This is a genomic window from Segatella hominis (assembly GCF_019249725.2).
Taxonomy (GTDB): Bacteria; Bacteroidota; Bacteroidia; order Bacteroidales; family Bacteroidaceae; genus Prevotella.
The window spans coordinates 633955-651839 of sequence record NZ_CP137559.1 but is presented as its reverse complement, the minus strand read 5'-3'; the positions used below and the strand labels follow the sequence as shown (position 1 = coordinate 651839).

Here is a 17885-nt window from a genome sequence, read left to right as displayed (position 1 = left end):
ATTATGAATGTAGGAGATAAAATACCTGAGATTCTTGGCATTGACCAGGACGGACGTGAAATCAAGGCAAGCGACTTTCGTGGTCGCAAGATAGTACTCTACAGTTATCCGAAGGCTAACACCAGCGGATGCACTGCCGAAGCCTGCTCCCTGCAGGCTCATAAGGAGGAACTGGCAGCTGCCGGTTACGAGATTATCGGTGTGAGCAAGGACAAGCAGGCACTGCAGAAGAAGTTTGCAGAAACCAAGGGCCTGCAGTTCCCTCTTATTGCTGATACCGAGACCACCCTGTTGCAGGAACTCGGCTGCTGGGGTGAGAAGGTTACCTGCGGCAGAAAGACCATCGGAATCCTCCGCACCACCTATCTCGTCAACGAAGAAGGCATCATCGAAAAAATCTTCACTCCTAAGGAAATCAAGACCAAGATTCATGCTGAGCAGATTCTGGATTACATCCATCAATAAGCCTACAGCAGAATGGACAATATTGTCATCGAACTTTTTCTGTTGAGCATCGGAGCCAGTTTTGTACAACGCACCACTGGCTTCGGTTTTGGCATCTTCATCATGACGATGCTCCCCTCTATCATGCCTTCCTTCGGTGAGGCAACAACCCTCTCGGGCATCCTGGCGATGACCACCTCGCTGATCATCGTCATTCAGAAATACAAGTACATCACCTGGAGACGGCTGCTGCCCATACTGTTCACCTTCATCATCATCTCCATCGGAGCCATCTTCGTGCTCAAGCGGATGGAATATCACATACTGAACATATTGCTCGGTATTACCCTGATCATCGTGAGCATCTACTTCGCCTTCTTCAGCAAGCGCATCAAGGTGAAGACTACGCTGCCCGTGCAGGTTACGGCAGGAACATTGAGCGGACTGATGGGAGGATTCTTCGGAATGCAGGGTCCCCCAGCCGTGCTCTACTTCGTAAGTTCAGAGCCAGACAAGGAACATTATCTGGCGATGACGCAGACCTATTTCCTGGCAGGCAATCTGATGATGACTTTAGCAAGAGCCTACAATGGTTTCTTCACCACCACGGTCTCCATTGGTTATGTGTATGGAATAGCCGGAGTCTTCATCGGCAACCTGATAGGCGCCTGGGTGTTCAGACACCTCAGCGGCTCCCTGCTCAAATACATCATCTATGCCTATATCGGAATCAGCGGATTAACCTTCCTTCTATGGGCGTAATCCACTGTAAAACAAGCCATTCCATCCAATAGACATAAAAACATTGATAAAAAACATAAGATTATGACAAACAAGGAATTGATACTCGCCCAACTGATGAGGGCGATGATAAAATACGATGGTGGCGATGCGCCACGCATCCAGCATTTCGTAAAGGTACACGACTTTGCCCGTATGATTGCGATAGCAGAGGGAATGAACGAGGAAGACCTCTTCGTGCTCGAAGCTGCAGCCATTCTTCACGATGTAGGCATTCACGTTTCAGAAGCCAGATACGGCAACTGCGATGGCAAGCACCAGGAAGAACTGGGTCCTGATGAGGCAAGAAAAGTACTGTCAGAAGTAGATGGATTCACAGCCGCACAGATAGAAAGAATCTGCTGGCTCATTGCCCATCATCATACTTATAAGGATGTAACCAGCCTCGACCACCGCATTCTGCTCGAAGCTGATTTCCTGGTCAATTCCTTCGAAGCCCAACTTGCTCCCGAAGGCATCATCACCTTCCGCGATCATGTATTCCGCTCGGAGTCAGCGATCAGTATGCTGAATGATATGTGGGGACTGGAATAAGGAGAATACTTTTGTCCAAAAAAATAATAATTTAAAATCATGGGAAAAACAATGAATGATATGGGAAATAGACAGCCGGATAGCAATGCTGGCAGCAGTAAGCAAAAAGGAGTGAAGAAAGTGAAGAATAAGCAAACCCGGCAGCTGGTACTATGGATTGGCGCTTTGATAGTAGGCGCAGTTTTGGGTATGTTCGGCATCAGCTGGCTGGATGGCCTGATGAATTTCATCGCCACGGTCTATACCCGCTTATTCCAGCTTCTGGCAGTACCAACCATAGCCTTGGCTGTCATCACAACCCTGGCATCCTTGGGCAACCAGGCAGATACCGGTAAGATATTCCGCCACGCCATCACCTACACCCTGCTTACGACAATAGCAGCTGCAGCAGTGGGACTGGTGCTCTACAACATCGTTTCTCCAGGCAATTTACCTACAGCCTTGGTACAGAGCGGTATGGCGGATGTTCCCCAAAAGCTGGGAGAAACCAGCTATTATGACCATATTCTTGGGGTAATACCCAACAACATCATCAAGCCGTTTGCCGAAGGAAATGTACTCTCTATATTGATTTTGGCGGCAGCTGCAGGTATTGCATTAACCAAAATGCCATCAAGCGATAAGAAAGAAGTCGTGATGAAGGGATTGTTTGGATTACAAGATCTGCTCTTCATGCTGATTCATGGATTAATCTGGGCTTTGCCTCTGGGTATCGTTGCCTTTGCAGCACAACTCTCAGCCCAGTTCTCTGCGGGTATCGTGATGGCTTCTCTAGGAAAGTACGTAGCTGTTATCCTGGGAGGTAATGTCATTCAATTCTTCATCATCCTTCCGCTCTTCCTCTTGGCAAGAGGCTTAAATCCTGTGCGTACACTGGGCAAGATGATGCCGGCAGTATTAATGGCTCTGTTTACAAAGAGTTCTGCTGCTACGTTGCCGGTGACGATGCAGACAGCAGAAGATAGACTGGGAGTTTCCAATCAGGTTTCCCGCTTCGTATTGCCTATCTGTACTACCATCAACATGAATGGTTGCGCTGCGTTTATCCTCGTAACCTCCTTGTTCCTGATGCAGAATGGAGGAATGCCTTTACCTTGGACTACGATGATTCTCTGGCTCTTCATTTCAGTTATCTCAGCAGTGGGTAATGCAGGAGTGCCGATGGGATGTTATTTCCTTACCCTATCTCTGATGTCCGGCATCAATGCTCCTATCGGCATCATGGGTATCATCCTGCCTATCTATACCATTATCGACATGGTAGAGACGGCAGAGAATGTATGGTCAGACTCCTGTGTCTGCGCCATGGTGGATAAGGACTTGAAAGGATAGAGTTCACTTGAAAAAGTATTCTCATTAAAAGTTTAACATACATTCGTTCTTCAAGCAACAGACGGGAATGACTGAGGAGGGAAAACGGAATATTTTGGCAGAAATGATTAAATTAATTATACTTTCATGCCACTTTTGCAGCATTTATTGCCAGTTCTGGCAAAAACTGTTCACTCCTGATATAAAAATTCACCTGGCACATAACTTGCTAATACCTAAGATGAAAGCGGAAGCCGAAAGGACAAGGGGAACGTTAAGAACCCTAAGCAATGGCATTTGAGGGTTTCTCGAAATCCTTGACTCCTGAAAGCCGAAGCGTTCATTAAGAAAAAGGATAAATTAATAAACAATTAGAAATCCCGACAGAGCCGGAAGGCGAAGAGAGGACGAGAAAAATATAATTTGGAGGTTTTACATTATGTTGTTAGCTCGTAGAAATAACAGTGTTTCAAATTGGTTGAACAGTTGGTTTAATGATAACTTCTTTGATACCGAATTGATGCCACACATGAACGCCACAGCTCCTGCAGTTAACGTAAAGGAGGATGCTACAGCTTACACAATGGAGATTGCAGCTCCTGGCTTGAAGAAGGATATGGTTAAGATGAACATCGACAAGGATGGCTATCTGAATGTATCTATCGAGAACAAGAACGAGAAGAAGGAGGAAAAGAAGGAAGAGCATTACCTGCGTCGTGAATTCTCTTACAGCAGCTACTCTCAGAGCTATGCTTTACCTGAGGATGCCAACCACGAGAAGATTTCTGCTGAGGTCAGCGATGGTGTCTTGAAGATTGAGATTCCTAAGGTAGCCAAGGAGGAGAAGAAAGACGATGTTAAGCACATTGAGGTAAAGTAATCACTCATAACGTGCTAAGCAGCTTTCGGGATGACATTTCATTGCACCCTAGAAAATAATTAAAACGGAGGGCTAGTCCTGATAATGGGCTAGCCCTTTTTTTGTGCCTTTGGGGTCATTACTGCAAGAAATCATCGTTGCTTACCTTTACACCAAGTGGTCCATAGTCGCCAAGAGCTTTGTGAGCAAGCTGCTTGTCGGGATCGGTCACATGGTCGATAGGTTCGCCAGTCTTATCCTTGTAAGCAGTAGGTGTCATGGTTGCGATGGAGTGTTTCCATTTCCTGTCTGGAAGAATGTTCCTGTACATGACAGCCACAACCTCTCCGATAGGATTGCCGTCTATGTTCTTTTTCTCACTGTCCCAAACGAAGAGATTGACATACTCTCCGTTGGCATTCATTTCGTTCACCTTGCTCTGTATGGCTGATAGCTTAGGATTCTTTTTCAGGCAAACCACAAATGTTGCTTTCTTGCCATCGGCATAGCGAGCCTTCGCATCATATATAGACATATATGAGCGTGTGTCGCTTGCTGAGCCAATGCAGATAGACCAGTAACGTGTCACAGCTTTTCTGTATTCCTCAGGCTTTGTTGGCACTGTGGCCGGTATGAAGGAGAATGTGAGCACAGAGTCCTCGCGCAAGTGCGTTCTTCCATAAAGGTATGCCGTGGAGTTGTTTGGATAGTACATGCTAACTGGAGCAAGGAAGAATGGCATCTCCCTGTTTTCGTCGGATTTCTGTGTAAACACCTTCGATGTTATCTTATAGACATTTGATACAACGTGTTCTGGCACGAAGGTCTCATGCAATTTCATGTCGAGTGCAGTGATGGCTGGCAGTTCTACTCCTGCGTATTCATTTTTTTGGCTTCCATCGGCAGTAGTGCCCAGGTAATGTCTGAGAACTACAGCTACTTTGTTCACACCTTCTTTAACTTTCACCACATTCTCTCCAAGTTTGTCTATTACGCTTTGTGACGTTCCGTTTGGCACCACATAGAGGGTGAAATAGTTCTTTCCAGAAGTGGTTGCGACGAAAGGGTTTGTGCTTCCTTTATCTGCCGAGATGTCCTGGTCATCGATGCCTGCAAAAACGTCTCCTGTCTTATCATTGTATAGTGATATGCTGAAATATCTGCAATGAGGATATTCTCCTTTCAGGCATAGAATCTTGTCACTGTTTTTGTCTATCTCATAGGTGTATTCCCAATAATTGGAGTATAAGTCCGGGTATGCTCCGAGAACTTCACCATCGCCTTTCAGGGTTGCGCCCCATTGCTCCTTAGGTGACACGGTAGGGATTTTTATATCGTTGTTGCTGTCGTCATCGGAACATGCGATGAATGTCATTGCCGTGATAAAACTTAGCAATGAGGTCATGATAATTTGCTTGATTTTCATACTTCCTGTTTTTTTTAATTAATATACTTTTTGTTCTCACTCTGTTTTACTTGATTTCCACTCTGAACGGTCCAGACACCGAGTTGTAGAGTAAGTCACCATTGTCAAAGAACTGTATGATGGCATATGCTCCATTGGCCCGATTGTCTTTGCCTAGGATTGTGCGGTGGCGTGTGGTGCCTGTGCGCCAGTCGAGTCCGGTTACTTCCCATCCTGTGGCATCGTTCCATCCACTTACGAATACCATTTCAGACGATGTGCTTACAGCAGGAATCATGCTTGGTGAACTGACGTCAGCACGTGTCCACTTAGTCTCCCACTTGTTCTCCTTTGTGTTCCAGCTCACGCATTCAACACCTCTAGGAGTCTCTATGGTAGGACCGATTGCCAGCACGCCTATAATCTTGTCGTTTATCTTTTCCGTTGTCTGGCTGATGTTGTTCACCACAAAAGCGTCGTATCCTGCGGTTACTACGGATTGCTCCGACTGTACCCATTCGGTAGAGGCTGGTAATCCGCACGTTATGTCGAACGTTCCTGCCAAACGCTTGTTGCCGGAATCTACAGGCTTGGCATCGGCAGGTATGGCGTCACGCCAGAAAGCTACGAGTTTCATTTTCTTTGCTCCGTCTGTTATCACCACGAGTTTGTCCTCGTCGTTGCCAAATCCCATTAGTGTAGGGGTTGCTCCTGTGCCATATCCGAGCTTGATACATGGTGCCATTGGACCTCCGTCATACTCGGCTTTCCATGCTCCATCACTTTCGCTGTCAGAGAACTTTCCATTCTTGCATATCAGCTTTTGCATGAGTCCCTTGCCGTTGGCCTCCTTGGCGTTGCTTGCCACATATACCCCGCCGTTCTCATCCACTGCAATTGAGTTCGTCAATATCTGGGTGCTTGCCAGTGGGTAGGTATCTTCTACCGTGGTCAACTCACGGTTGAGTACAACAAGAGCATTCTGTGCCGCCACGAGCAAATGTCCATCGTATGTCATGGTAGCTCCCACCAGCGTGTAAGAGTTGTTGATATACGGTGTGAGCTTAATCTGACTGTCTAGCTCTATGCCTTCCTTTGGATTATTTGGGTTCTTCAGCTTGTATCTTGCCATGATGTGTCCAGCATTGGTATATACATAGTTGTCCTTGTCGCACAACACATAGTTTCCATTGGCTATAGACATCTGTGGGGCAGCACCTAGCACTCCGGTTACGGCTGTTGCAAGTTCTGAGTAAGACGAGTAGCTGGCTGTCAAGATGTTGAGTTGTTCTTGAGTTTTCATTGTTATTCCAGGCAAACCAGCTTCTGCGAGTCTTTCAAAGTTGCCGTTGGATACGTCTATGATAGACACTCTGTCGCTGCTCATTCCCCACATGTATTTTGGGGAAGTGGATGCGAGCGTCATGAGGTTCACAGGACCGCTGCTTGTTGCCTTGCATTTCGTCAGGTCGGCATAGAACGTGCCGTCCTTCACTTTTGCAGTGAAAGCATCGGTCTGAGCCGAATTGAAATGGGTGATGCTGTATTCCTCTTGTGCCAGCCAAGGGTTTGCCTTTGGCTTGGATAGTTCTGCCAGAGGAATGTTAGGATTTCCGTTTTCCCCATTGTTGTCATCGTCTGAACAAGCAGTAAACATCGCCGCTCCTATTGCGAGGATGAATAATGATAGATACGATTTTTTCATAATTATTTATTGTTTTAAAATGAATACTCGTTTTGTAACAACAATTCCGAACCTACCAAAAGAAGGAAGAACAACAGTATATAAATATAAAACTGTTCTTGCTTGACGAAATCAGCGAAACTGAATTTCTTTTTCCAATGATTCCCAAGATAGAGACGGTAGTCGCGTATCATCACAAGGATGAACACTATGATAATCACAGTCACGATCACTACAACAATCATGATGAGATTTTCATCTGAAATTGAAATGGTTGGTTCTGCTCTTGTCATTTTCATTATCTGTTATGTTATTGATTCGATTGCAAAAATAGCTTTTTTATTTTGAAAGTGATAGTAGCTTTCCTATGGTAGTTGTAGCTTTTCCACAAAAAAAGTAGTAGCTTTCCTAGGAAAACTACTACTTTTTAAATAGTATTTAATGTAAAATTACAAAAATTCATATTTAGATGGAGGCAAACTGTTTGCGCCATTGGCTAGGCGACATGCCCGTTTTTTGTTTGAATATACGATAAATCCATGTGTGGGATGAGAAACCGCACTCTGTGGAAATAGCGTCAATGCTATATTCGGGGTTGGCTTTCATCATGCGAACTGCCTCATTAAAACGAATATCGCTAAGCCAGGTTCTAAAATTGGTGTATTCTGACTGATTGAAGTATTCTGTCAATTCGTTTTTCTTGTATCCCAACTTGGTAGCTAGCGAATAGATGCTAACTTCATAGTCCTTATAACATCCCTCTTCACACCATTTCTTGAGGGCTAATTCTATTTCCATCTTTCTATTAGCTGTCAAGATATTTGTGCTATGAGTGTTCTTATCGTCATTTATGTCTTCTGCTTCCGTGACTTTTGCCTCTGCATCATTTTCATCAGAAATGACTCCTTTGGGTGTGATGTAATAGCCCATAGCAATGAAAGTGTGGACGAAAAAGATGACAGAGAGTAACATCAAGGGACCTATTATATATAATAAGGTATTGAAGAGGATTGCTACAGGCAGGAGTCCAGCAGTGAGGTATAGCAAAATGATGCTGGCTTGCGAATAGCGCACGTATGGAATCAAGTCACTTCCGAAATTTTCCATGAGCTTCTGCCTTTGGGTATTTGTTTCTTTGCGAATGACAAAAATAAAATATGCCATGCTAACCACAAAAAGACCGAGCATCACATAGAGCATATTGCCAATGTGTAAACTATGACTTTTGAATATGCCAATGACGAAAACTAGGGCGATGAGTATATATGCCATTATACTACGTAAACAATAACGGCGCACTTTGCTGCCTGTGCTCTCTATGTTGATGATGGAGAGAGTGATGGCAAATGCCACTGGGGTATAGAACAGTATGTTGAATGCTGCGCCCACATCGGTACCTTGTGCACGGAGTCCATGAACCATCTGTAAGAGGTAGTGGACGGAGAAGAATAGCATGGATGCAACGAGAAGCCATCTTGATATTTCGTAGCGCCACACCTTCCATCTCACCTGCAAACTTGCCATGGCTAATTGCAATGCTAGCATGGCTGTAATGACGCAACATACAAGTTGCAATATGAATAACGATGTCATAATATTGTTATTACCTTAAATCCACAACACTATTATAAATCAAACCTTTTAAGCCCCAGAACAACAAAAAGTTGCTCAGGATTTTGCCATGTGAGAATTTTCACTTATCTTAGTGTTGCGAAAAGAAAACAAGCAAAACTCTGACATAACATGGCAAAGATACAAATTAAATCTGAGAAACTCACTCCTTTTGGAGGATTTTTTCGGGTCATGGAGCAATTTGACTCCACATTGTCTTCTGTAATCGACTCAACGAGCGGGATGTGGCAGAACAAATCGTATATTCCGACCCCAAGGGCAACATCGTGCGCCTGAAGGACATCGCACAGATTAAAAGAGAGTAACCACCCCTGTGTACTTGCAATGTGCATGATTTCTACGGATACAAGCAAGATATTCTATATCATACATCCTACCCTATCCTACCCTAAAAACGCAGAAGGCGGTGTGTCATAAGCCACATCCCATACGCCCTGAAAGGGCAGAAGCTCTTAGCCCAGGGCAGCGCCCTGGGCTAGGAGCTTTTGGGCTTTCAGCCCGTCTTCGGCTGCCATTATTTAGACTTATGACACACCCTCTTCACTTTTCATAAACCGAACCTAAAATCCTACTTATCTTTTGAGATAATAAAACTGCAATTTAAACCTAAATATAAACTTTTACCTTGATGAAAACTCTTTCTACTTCTTTATCTATCTATATATATGTACTGCAAAATGTATTGCATTTGTGTATGCCTAGAATTGAGTTATATCAGAGCTGCTTACTCAGAAACAGTTGCCTGTGCTGCAGGCTGCTCTGCCTGAGCAGTATCTACAGACTCTGCTGGAGTCTCAGATGTAGCCTCTGTTGCTTCAGATGTTGTCTCTGCAGGAGTAGCCTGATCTGTAGAATCCTCTGCACCAGCCTGTGGCAAAACAGGAGTGCTGACCTCTGCTGAATCCTTAGGAGTTTCAGGTGCTACTGTATCAACTGGAACTACTTCAGAATTATCTATCATCATTTTGCCTGATGCAAATACGTTGCTTACTGAAACCATTACCATAGCTGCGATAGCTGCAAAAACGAACTTCTTCATAATCTTATCTATTTTAAATTGTTACTAATTTATTGTTATTTACTCTGTTTTGTGGATTCATTATCGAACCCGCTATTCATAGTTGCAACCAGCGTGCCAAAAAACAGATAAAATCATGATACCGTTGATTTACAAATAGTTATCAATTTTGTGCCATAAATTAGGGTTGTGGAAATTGGGGAAATAGTGTGGAACTATTCCTCAAAAAGTTGGGGAATGGACAAGATAATGATAAGGAAAATGATGTAGGAACTGATAAATATGTTTGCCGCCTACAGGTCTTGCACGATGCTTCAATTTATGACGGCAATTCTCATACAAAGAACCTCCCTCTTTTTTGTCTTTTCTAATGATGCTCTTCTCGGCTTGGAAAGTCATGTCCCACGGCAGACGTACCGATGCCATACAGCGCACATCCCACACCAAACGGTTCTGTTTGTCACCATGTACGGCATAGAAGCTGTCGTGCAACGGATAGTCTGCACTCCTAGCCTTGAGATGACTATTGTAAAGGTTCAATGTGGTGGTGAGTGTCAGCCGTCTGAACAGCAGGTTGCGGGATATAATCTCCACCCCGGAGTTTAATTGCCGATCCATTGCCCCGGCACATTGCTAAGGTGAATGGTTGTCGTACGTCCCCATTTGTGTCCGAGCGTTCCGATTGCACTCAGGTAAACATCATTCCTGTCATCAGGTCTGAAATTCGTGCCCAGACGAAGGAACATGCTGTTTTCATGCTTCTTGCTATCGCCGTCAGAGTTGAGATATGTTCCATTGTCATAACTGCAGCGTGATGCCGAGCCTCCGGGTACATGTTGGGTTTTAAGTCCGATTCCGGCAGTTCCCTCCGTGCTATGCTTGGAAGACGGATTCGTCATGACCTCAATGCTCGCAATGGCTTCAGCAGGAAGCTGACGAAGTATCTGGGCACGGTTGTCATCGTTCATCCCCATCTTTTTGCCATTTATCCACACAAGGACATCGGCATTGCCACGCAATGATATTTCTCCCTCGCTGTTTACATCAACCGACGGGACTGCGGCAAGAAATTCATCAATAGTCTTACCATCCTCAAATTCTATTCGATACTGATCATTCACTCTTACCGAGGACAATCCTTCTTTGTTTCCTTCTAACCGTTCATAATTGAGAGAATTATTTTCCATAGGCCTTGAACGTTATCTTCCGATATCATAAGGTCTATCACTCTAATCCTAAGAGATCAAGTTCTTCATAGAACACGGGTCTTGGAGATGTACCCAATACACCTTCTACTTTGCCCTCAAAATACCAGTTATCTTTCTGATAATTAACAACTTAACACCAATAACACTTCTTAAAAAAATGCAGCAAAAAGTATCATCAATGTATCATGGAAGTATCATCATATTATGGTCGTACAACTAAAAGATGTATAGTTGTACGATAACAAGGGGTTGCCACTAAGCTCGACAGAGGTGCTGACTGCAGTCAGCAGACCTGCTGACTAGGCTCGGCAGAGGTGCTGAGCCTAGTAGCAACAGTTGGGAAGATACTTGATTGCACCCGAGAAGATACTTACTTCAAACCAAAAGGATACTTACTTCAACCCCAAAAGATACTTACTTGAACCCCAAAAGCCGTTTACTTCAACTTCCTATCATCATTCCTTCTTTCTCAAACGATAGATCGTAACAGGACCTTCTTTGGTAGCATACATTCTGGCTGCCGGTTCCTCACAGAGATCATTCAATACCTTATTGGCATGATAGCGGGTGACACCGAATTCACGAATCATATCCTTCACCGTAATATAACCCTGCTGCTGACAAATCTCTACAATATCAGCAAACTCCTTATCCGCCTCCTTTGGAGTAGATTTCACACTCCAATACTGTCGGCTGCAACCATTAGAGTGGCGCTTCAGCCTTTCCAGAAACTCCTTCGTGGGCTGAATTTCCAAGCCGCAGATATCCACCTCGTTGGCTGGAATCAGGTCACCCTCATGATAGGTTCTTTTCCATTCGATTCCATTCTTGTCCTTATGCTTCACCATCCCCAGCTTAGGCTTGACGATAAACATATCGCCTACCCTCACCTCGTTGCCCTCAGCCAAGGCGTAAAGCGTTTCATCCTCCAGCGTTTCCAATGCGGAGATAAAGGACGAAACGTTCATCGCATAATGATCGCGAACACGCGTCTCCATCTTCTCCCGGTCAACGATATCCCGTTTTACGAACATCGGATGTATCTGATACTTACCGCTTTCGTCTTTCAAGGGCGTGCGATGCTCCAAATAATTGATTGAACCTGTTGCTCTAGCCATATTCTTAGTTTTTTTTGATCCTGTAAAAGATTATGCGCAAAAATACTGATTATTAGTGAGATAAGCAATTATTTTATGTTAACTTTGCTAAGAGATAGAGTTATAAAGACATGTTTTGTGATAAAAGATAGAGTTATAAATGGGTGTTTTGTGATAAAAGATAGAGTTATCAGACTCATACGAGCCATTATGATCAAGATTACTGATTCTCGTAGTCAATTATCTGATGTTGAGAAAACAACATTCTTCGTGAAACCATAATTGCATAATCAAAATATTGGTTGTATTTTTGCAAACAGAAAGGAGTTGTTTGACAAGTAAACCTATATATGTTTCTTTACAAAAAAATCCCTGCCATAGGAAGCCTTTCCTACAGCAGGGATTTTTCTATTGGGAATCATCAAGAATGACGAAACCGGGATTTTAATTATGCTGCCTTTCACTCATAAATACTGTCGCTGGCTAGATCTATCTTGTCGTTCCAATATACACAAGTTCGGCTGGTGTCCAACTGAGCTTGTTTAAAAAGGCCATATACATCCACTAATGCACGAAACGAAGGAAGCGTCTTGATGTCATCCTTCACATCGTACAACACTTTATATCCATCATCGAATTCAACGAAAAGGATATAGTCATCGAGAACTGACATTTTCTTAATTCTTGGTATCATAATGGTGGAAGTTTTGTTATTATTTGTTTGTCCCACATTTCCTTTGAAGCCATTTCGAGATACCAACGAATGGCAATAGAGTCTTCCACACGAAGAACTTTTGTTATATGTGTACAAGTAAGATTTTGCAATCGCGATTGCAAAATTCGTATATCATTGATTGTCAAGTAGAATTGGCGAAAATAAGCCAAATTTCTTTTGCTAAATCCTTTACCATATTGATGTGTCAATTGCTCAGATAATTGCGCAATGATCTGAGCCCCATACTCTGCACGTGCCTCACCATTCTGTTCTTCTTCCACGATGCGTCGCCCTATGTTCCAATAGGTCTCTATCATCTTATGATTGACGGAGGCATAAGCTTCCTTCCTGCCTTGCTCTATGATGGAACAGACATCGGTATATAGTCTTGTATTTGTCAATTCATCCATAACTTAATCTCCCATGTTTATCAGTTCTGTCAAACCCTTGATAGCATACTCATCGCCTATAAGCTAGCTTACGAGTGATAACAATTCACTCTGCGCAGCCGCCATCTCAGTTCCTATATTGCAGGGCGTTCCGCCCATCTCTTAAATATATAGTCGATAATTTTTCTTCCATAACTCTTCATTATTATAGTTTTTGCTGCAAATTTACGATTTTATTTTGAAACAACCAAAGTTATCACGGCTTTTTTCAAATAAGAAATCCCTGCCATAGGAAGCCTTTCCTACAGCAGGGATTTTTCTATTGAGAATCGTCAAGAATGACATAACTGTCAATTCTTAAACACTAATAAATAATCACTAAACATTATTTATACTCGCCCCAAGCCTTGATATCGATATCCTCGAGCTTGGTGGTGCAGAATGCATAGATGAATGCACTCGCCAGACGGCTGTTGGTAATCAATGGCACGTTCAGGTCGATGGCTGCACGACGAATCTTGTAACCATTTGAAAGCTCGCTGCTGGTCAAGTTCTTTGGAATATTCACTACCATATCAATCTCGTGGTTGTGGAGCATCTCCAAAGCCTTTGGTGCACCGCCTTCTGCCTCCTCTGATGGCCAGAGTACACGGGTGTTCTCAATGCCGTTCTCGGTAAGGAACTTGCTACTACCACCAGTTGCAAACAACTTGTAGCCATGCTTAACCAGCATCTGGGCTGCATCGAGCAAATCTACCTTCTGCTTGGCAGAACCTGTAGAAAGCAGGATGTTCTTGGCTGGAATGCGATGACCCACAGAAAGCATACTCTTCAGAAGTGCGGTAGATGTATCGTCGCCCAAGCAACCTACCTCACCCGTACTGCTCATATCCACGCCCAATACTGGGTCTGCTTTCTGCAAACGGTTGAAGCTGAACTGAGATGCCTTGATACCTACATAGTCGAGATCGAAGAGGTTCTTGTGTGGCTTCTCTACTGGCAAACCGAGCATTACACGGGTAGCCAACTCGATGAGGTTGATCTTCAATACCTTGCTTACGAATGGGAACGAACGGCTGGCACGCAAGTTACACTCGATAACGAGAATATCATTGTCACGAGCCATGAACTGAATGTTGAACGGACCGTTGATGTGCAACTCCTTGGCAATCTGACGACCTACTCGCTTCACACGACGAACTGTCTCAACGTACAACTTCTGAGGAGGGAACTGGATGGTAGCATCGCCTGAGTGAACACCGGCAAACTCGATGTGCTCGGAAATCGCATAGGCAATCACCTCACCATTCTTTGCCACAGCATCCATCTCAATCTCCTTGGCATGTTCGATAAACTTACTAACTACCACAGGATGGTCCTCGCTCACGTTGGCAGCCAACTGCAGGAATCGCTTCAGCTCTTCCTCGTTAGAACATACGTTCATCGCAGCACCAGAAAGAACGTAACTTGGACGAACCAATACAGGGAAGCCTACACGCTCGATGAAGTTGTCGATGTCCTCCATAGAGGTCAGGGCACTCCACTCTGGCTGGTTGATACCGTTGTTGGTCAACATCTGAGAGAACTTGGCACGGTCCTCAGCGTTATCGATGTCCTTGGCAGCAGTACCTAAGATTGGCACGTTCTGTGCATCCAGATGCATAGCCAGGTTGTTTGGAATCTGACCACCGGTAGATACGATGACGCCATGAGGCTGCTCCATCTCGATGATATCCATCACGCGCTCGAAGGTCAACTCGTCGAAGTAGAGACGGTCGCACATATCGTAGTCGGTAGAAACTGTCTCTGGGTTGTAGTTGATCATCACTGAGCGCCAGCCCTCCTTGCGGATTGTATTCAAAGCCTGAACGCCACACCAGTCGAACTCTACGGAAGAACCGATGCGATAAGCACCTGAACCGAGTACGATGATAGAACGGTGATCGTTCTCGAAGTTGATGTCGCTCTTCACACCTGCGTAGGTTACATAGAGGTAGTTGGTCTGAGCAGGATACTCTGCTGCCAGGGTATCAATCTGCTTTACTACAGGCAGAATGCCATAGCTCTTGCGCTTGTTGCGAACCAGGAGGGCTGCCTTGTGCATGTTGCCCAACTCCTGCTCCAAGCCCACGGCACGAGCAACCTGGAAGTCGGTGAAACCGTAAACCTTAGCGGTGCGGAGCAGATCCTGACCGATGGTATTGATGTTGCACTTCTTCATCTCTTCGTCGATGTCGATGATGTGCTTCAGTTTCTCCAGGAACCACTTGTCAATCTTGGTCAAGTCGTGAATCTGATCTACGGTATAGCCCTTGTGCATTGCCTTTGAAATCACGAACACACGCTTATCTGTTGGCTCGCGCAAAGCTGCATCGATATCATCGATTTCAAGCTCCTTGTTCTCTACGAAACCATGCATACCCTGACCAATCATACGAAGACCCTTCTGAATAGCCTCCTCGAAGTTGCGGCCGATAGCCATCACCTCACCTACTGACTTCATAGATGAACCCAACTCCTTATCTACGCCACGGAACTTAGACAAGTCCCAACGAGGAATCTTACAAACCACGTAGTCCAATGCTGGCTCGAAGAAGGCTGATGTGGTCTTGGTTACAGAGTTCTTCAACTCGAACAGGCCGTAGCCCATACCGAGCTTGGCTGCAACGAAGGCCAGAGGATAACCGGTAGCCTTAGAAGCCAAGGCAGATGAACGGCTCAAGCGGGCATTCACCTCAATCACGCGATAGTCCTCGCTCTTAGGGTCGAAGGCATACTGCACGTTACACTCACCCACGATTCCGATGTGGCGGATGATCTTGATGGCAAGGGCACGGAGCTTATGATACTCAGAATTGCTCAGGGTCTGAGATGGAGCGATGACGATACTCTCACCGGTATGGATACCTAATGGGTCGAAGTTCTCCATGTTACAAACTGTGATACAGTTGTCGTAACGGTCACGAACTACCTCATACTCAATCTCTTTCCAACCCTTCAAACTCTTCTCTACCAATACCTGTGGAGAGAAAGAGAAGGCCTTCTCTGCGAGTTTGTTCAACTCCTCCTCGTTGTCTGCGAAACCAGAACCGAGTCCACCCAATGCGTAAGCAGCACGGATGATGACAGGATAGCCGAGCTCAGCAGCAGCCTTGCGGGTCTGCTCGATGTTCTCGCAAGCCTCACTCTTGATGGTCTTCACGTTGATTTCATCCAACTTCTCTACGAAGAGCTCACGGTCCTCTGTATCCATGATAGCCTGTACTGGAGTACCCAATACCTTGACATTATATTTCTCCAGGATGCCCTGGCGATAGAGTTCCACACCACAGTTGAGGGCAGTCTGACCACCGAAACTGAGGAGGATTCCGTCTGGCTTCTCCTTCTGGATAACACGCTCTACGAAGTATGGCTGCACTGGCAGGAAGTAAATCTGGTCGGCAACACCTTCTGATGTCTGTACGGTTGCGATATTCGGGTTGATGAGCACAGTCTCGACACCTTCCTCGCGCAATGCCTTCAGGGCCTGCGAACCTGAGTAGTCGAACTCACCTGCTTCACCGATCTTCAAGGCTCCAGAACCTAAGAGGAGCACCTTCTTTATATTTTCGTCTTTCATTATTTTCCTAAATTACAATAAAATCAATCGAATTCTTCACTCTTCACTTACTTGAGTGTTTCTACAAACTTATCAAACATGAACTCTGTATCCACAGGGCCTGAACAAGCCTCTGGGTGGAACTGACTTGAGAACCAAGGGTTCACCTTGTGGCGGATACCCTCGTTAGAGCCATCATTCATGTTGACAAAGAGTTCCTCCCAATCGTTGCCCAATGTCTTGGCGTCAACGGCATAACCGTGGTTCTGAGAGGTGATGTAGCAATTGTTGGTTCCTACCATGCGCACTGGCTGGTTGTGTGAACGGTGACCATACTTCAACTTGTAGATGGTAGCACCGGCAGCCTTAGAAAGCAACTGGTTACCCATACAGATACCGCAGATAGGCTTGCGGCTCTGGTTGATCTGCTTGCGGATAATATTCACAGCATCCTCGCACATATCTGGGTCGCCAGGACCATTTGCCAGGAACAATCCGTCGAAGTCCATATCGGTGTAATCGTAATTCCATGGCACACGGATCACCTCTACGCCTCTGTTGATGAGGCAACGGATGATGTTTGCCTTCACACCGCAGTCAACGAGAACCACCTTCTTACCGGCACCTTCATTGTAGCGGATAATCTCCTTGCAGCTTACCTGGTCAACAAAGTTTACACCCTCGTAGTTAGCTTCAGGTATGTTGTCAGGCTCATCATCAAAGAGAATCTTACCCATCATCACGCCATGCTCACGGAGCACCTTAGTCAACTCACGGGTATCGATGCCTGTGATTCCTGGCACCTTTTCACGCTTCAACCAGTCAGCAAGACTCTCCACTGCATTCCAGTGGCTGTACTGCTCACTGTAATCATTCACGATGATGGCAGAAGCATAAATCTTGTCACTTTCCATAAAGGTAGGCAAACCATTTGCTTCGAAAGTAAATGGAGGCACACCATAGTTGCCCACGAGAGGGAATGTAAGTGTCATCAACTGACCGGCGTAAGAAGGGTCGGTCAAACTCTCTGGATATCCCATCATGGCTGTGTTGAACACAACCTCGCCCGCTACAGGAGCGTCATATCCAAAAGATTTACCATGGAACTTGGTTCCATCGCTCAAAACTAAGGTTACATTTTTCATATCTGACATAATTTCTTTATTTCATACTAATAAGAATAAACGAAC

General features: G+C 44.9%; 16 protein-coding genes and 1 pseudogene. 5 read left to right on the top strand and 12 right to left on the bottom strand.

Annotated features, from left to right (window positions below; genetic code table 11):
* Positions 1 to 3: 3 nt before the first annotated feature.
* The 5 genes from KUA50_RS02525 (at position 4) to KUA50_RS02505 (ending at position 3970) form a co-directional block, all read left to right on the top strand.
* On the top strand, positions 4 to 465 hold the full coding sequence (locus tag KUA50_RS02525) for a peroxiredoxin (protein WP_134842595.1): 462 nt from the start codon (positions 4 to 6) through the stop codon (positions 463 to 465).
* 12 nt (positions 466 to 477) lie between these two features.
* A complete protein-coding gene (locus KUA50_RS02520) occupies positions 478 to 1206 on the top strand; it encodes a sulfite exporter TauE/SafE family protein (RefSeq protein ID WP_218457591.1) in 729 nt (242 codons plus the stop codon).
* Positions 1207 to 1269: 63 nt separating this feature from the next.
* Positions 1270 to 1779 carry an HD domain-containing protein gene (locus KUA50_RS02515; RefSeq protein WP_218457592.1) on the top strand — a complete coding sequence of 170 codons (510 nt, stop codon included), beginning with the start codon at positions 1270 to 1272 and terminating at the stop codon, positions 1777 to 1779.
* Between the two features lie 39 nt (positions 1780 to 1818).
* The gene (locus KUA50_RS02510) at positions 1819 to 3111 is read left to right on the top strand and encodes a dicarboxylate/amino acid:cation symporter (RefSeq protein WP_218457593.1); all 1293 of its coding nucleotides are present in this window, start codon (positions 1819 to 1821) and stop codon (positions 3109 to 3111) included.
* Positions 3112 to 3529: 418 nt separating this feature from the next.
* Complete coding sequence (locus tag KUA50_RS02505; protein ID WP_153122300.1) at positions 3530 to 3970, top strand: Hsp20/alpha crystallin family protein; 441 nt, start codon at positions 3530 to 3532, stop codon at positions 3968 to 3970.
* A gap of 118 nt (positions 3971 to 4088) precedes the next feature.
* Here the strand turns inward: KUA50_RS02505 and KUA50_RS02500 are convergent, their stop codons facing one another.
* The 12 genes and pseudogenes from KUA50_RS02500 to carA form a co-directional block, all read right to left on the bottom strand.
* Positions 4089 to 5375 carry a hypothetical protein gene (locus KUA50_RS02500; protein WP_218457621.1) on the bottom strand — a complete coding sequence of 429 codons (1287 nt, stop codon included), beginning with the start codon at positions 5373 to 5375 and terminating at the stop codon, positions 4089 to 4091.
* A 46-nt stretch (positions 5376 to 5421) separates the two neighbouring features.
* Entirely contained in the window at positions 5422 to 7059 is a 1638-nt protein-coding gene (locus KUA50_RS02495) for a hypothetical protein (protein WP_218457594.1), read from the bottom strand.
* Positions 7060 to 7073: 14 nt separating this feature from the next.
* Positions 7074 to 7331 (bottom strand): hypothetical protein, encoded by a 258-nt coding sequence (locus KUA50_RS02490; RefSeq protein WP_118190147.1) that lies wholly within the window; start codon positions 7329 to 7331, stop codon positions 7074 to 7076.
* Between the two features lie 172 nt (positions 7332 to 7503).
* Positions 7504 to 8583: an AraC family transcriptional regulator gene (locus tag KUA50_RS02485; RefSeq protein ID WP_256624322.1), complete on the bottom strand. Its 1080-nt coding sequence runs from the start codon at positions 8581 to 8583 to the stop codon at positions 7504 to 7506.
* A gap of 811 nt (positions 8584 to 9394) precedes the next feature.
* Positions 9395 to 9709 carry a hypothetical protein gene (locus tag KUA50_RS02480; protein ID WP_218457596.1) on the bottom strand — a complete coding sequence of 105 codons (315 nt, stop codon included), beginning with the start codon at positions 9707 to 9709 and terminating at the stop codon, positions 9395 to 9397.
* A gap of 258 nt (positions 9710 to 9967) precedes the next feature.
* Positions 9968 to 10063, bottom strand: a pseudogene (locus KUA50_RS02475) (IS30 family transposase); the annotation flags it as partial.
* 227 nt (positions 10064 to 10290) lie between these two features.
* Positions 10291 to 10875: a TonB-dependent receptor plug domain-containing protein gene (locus tag KUA50_RS02470; protein ID WP_218457597.1), complete on the bottom strand. Its 585-nt coding sequence runs from the start codon at positions 10873 to 10875 to the stop codon at positions 10291 to 10293.
* A gap of 476 nt (positions 10876 to 11351) precedes the next feature.
* Positions 11352 to 12014, bottom strand: a complete 663-nt coding sequence (locus KUA50_RS02465) for a hypothetical protein (RefSeq protein WP_153122290.1) — start codon at positions 12012 to 12014, stop codon at positions 11352 to 11354.
* A gap of 439 nt (positions 12015 to 12453) precedes the next feature.
* Positions 12454 to 12687 carry a DUF2442 domain-containing protein gene (locus KUA50_RS02460; protein WP_153123040.1) on the bottom strand — a complete coding sequence of 78 codons (234 nt, stop codon included), beginning with the start codon at positions 12685 to 12687 and terminating at the stop codon, positions 12454 to 12456.
* Positions 12684 to 13118 carry a DUF1016 N-terminal domain-containing protein gene (locus KUA50_RS02455; RefSeq protein ID WP_218457598.1) on the bottom strand — a complete coding sequence of 145 codons (435 nt, stop codon included), beginning with the start codon at positions 13116 to 13118 and terminating at the stop codon, positions 12684 to 12686. The genes KUA50_RS02460 and KUA50_RS02455 overlap by 4 nt, the downstream gene beginning before the upstream one ends.
* Before the next feature lie 364 nt (positions 13119 to 13482).
* The gene (carB, locus tag KUA50_RS02450; RefSeq protein ID WP_218457599.1) at positions 13483 to 16716 is read right to left on the bottom strand and encodes a carbamoyl-phosphate synthase (glutamine-hydrolyzing) large subunit; all 3234 of its coding nucleotides are present in this window, start codon (positions 16714 to 16716) and stop codon (positions 13483 to 13485) included.
* A 47-nt stretch (positions 16717 to 16763) separates the two neighbouring features.
* A complete protein-coding gene (carA, locus tag KUA50_RS02445; protein ID WP_118116254.1) occupies positions 16764 to 17840 on the bottom strand; it encodes a glutamine-hydrolyzing carbamoyl-phosphate synthase small subunit in 1077 nt (358 codons plus the stop codon).
* Positions 17841 to 17885: the final 45 nt, after the last annotated feature.

What these genes read in the sequence shown, in the direction of transcription:
- carA (WP_118116254.1), bottom strand. Translation starts at nt 17,840, where the DNA reads ATGAAAAATGTAACCTTAGTTTTGAGCGATGGAACCAAGTTCCATGGT.
- KUA50_RS02495 (WP_218457594.1), bottom strand. Translation starts at nt 7,059, where the DNA reads ATGAAAAAATCGTATCTATCATTATTCATCCTCGCAATAGGAGCGGCG.
- KUA50_RS02515 (WP_218457592.1), top strand. Translation starts at nt 1,270, where the DNA reads ATGACAAACAAGGAATTGATACTCGCCCAACTGATGAGGGCGATGATA.
- KUA50_RS02490 (WP_118190147.1), bottom strand. Translation starts at nt 7,331, where the DNA reads ATGACAAGAGCAGAACCAACCATTTCAATTTCAGATGAAAATCTCATC.
- KUA50_RS02465 (WP_153122290.1), bottom strand. Translation starts at nt 12,014, where the DNA reads ATGGCTAGAGCAACAGGTTCAATCAATTATTTGGAGCATCGCACGCCC.
- carB (WP_218457599.1), bottom strand. Translation starts at nt 16,716, where the DNA reads ATGAAAGACGAAAATATAAAGAAGGTGCTCCTCTTAGGTTCTGGAGCC.
- KUA50_RS02460 (WP_153123040.1), bottom strand. Translation starts at nt 12,687, where the DNA reads ATGATACCAAGAATTAAGAAAATGTCAGTTCTCGATGACTATATCCTT.
- KUA50_RS02510 (WP_218457593.1), top strand. Translation starts at nt 1,819, where the DNA reads ATGGGAAAAACAATGAATGATATGGGAAATAGACAGCCGGATAGCAAT.
- KUA50_RS02525 (WP_134842595.1), top strand. Translation starts at nt 4, where the DNA reads ATGAATGTAGGAGATAAAATACCTGAGATTCTTGGCATTGACCAGGAC.
- KUA50_RS02520 (WP_218457591.1), top strand. Translation starts at nt 478, where the DNA reads ATGGACAATATTGTCATCGAACTTTTTCTGTTGAGCATCGGAGCCAGT.
- KUA50_RS02485 (WP_256624322.1), bottom strand. Translation starts at nt 8,583, where the DNA reads ATGCTAGCATTGCAATTAGCCATGGCAAGTTTGCAGGTGAGATGGAAG.
- KUA50_RS02470 (WP_218457597.1), bottom strand. Translation starts at nt 10,875, where the DNA reads ATGGAAAATAATTCTCTCAATTATGAACGGTTAGAAGGAAACAAAGAA.
- KUA50_RS02480 (WP_218457596.1), bottom strand. Translation starts at nt 9,709, where the DNA reads ATGAAGAAGTTCGTTTTTGCAGCTATCGCAGCTATGGTAATGGTTTCA.
- KUA50_RS02500 (WP_218457621.1), bottom strand. Translation starts at nt 5,375, where the DNA reads ATGAAAATCAAGCAAATTATCATGACCTCATTGCTAAGTTTTATCACG.
- KUA50_RS02505 (WP_153122300.1), top strand. Translation starts at nt 3,530, where the DNA reads ATGTTGTTAGCTCGTAGAAATAACAGTGTTTCAAATTGGTTGAACAGT.
- KUA50_RS02455 (WP_218457598.1), bottom strand. Translation starts at nt 13,118, where the DNA reads ATGGATGAATTGACAAATACAAGACTATATACCGATGTCTGTTCCATC.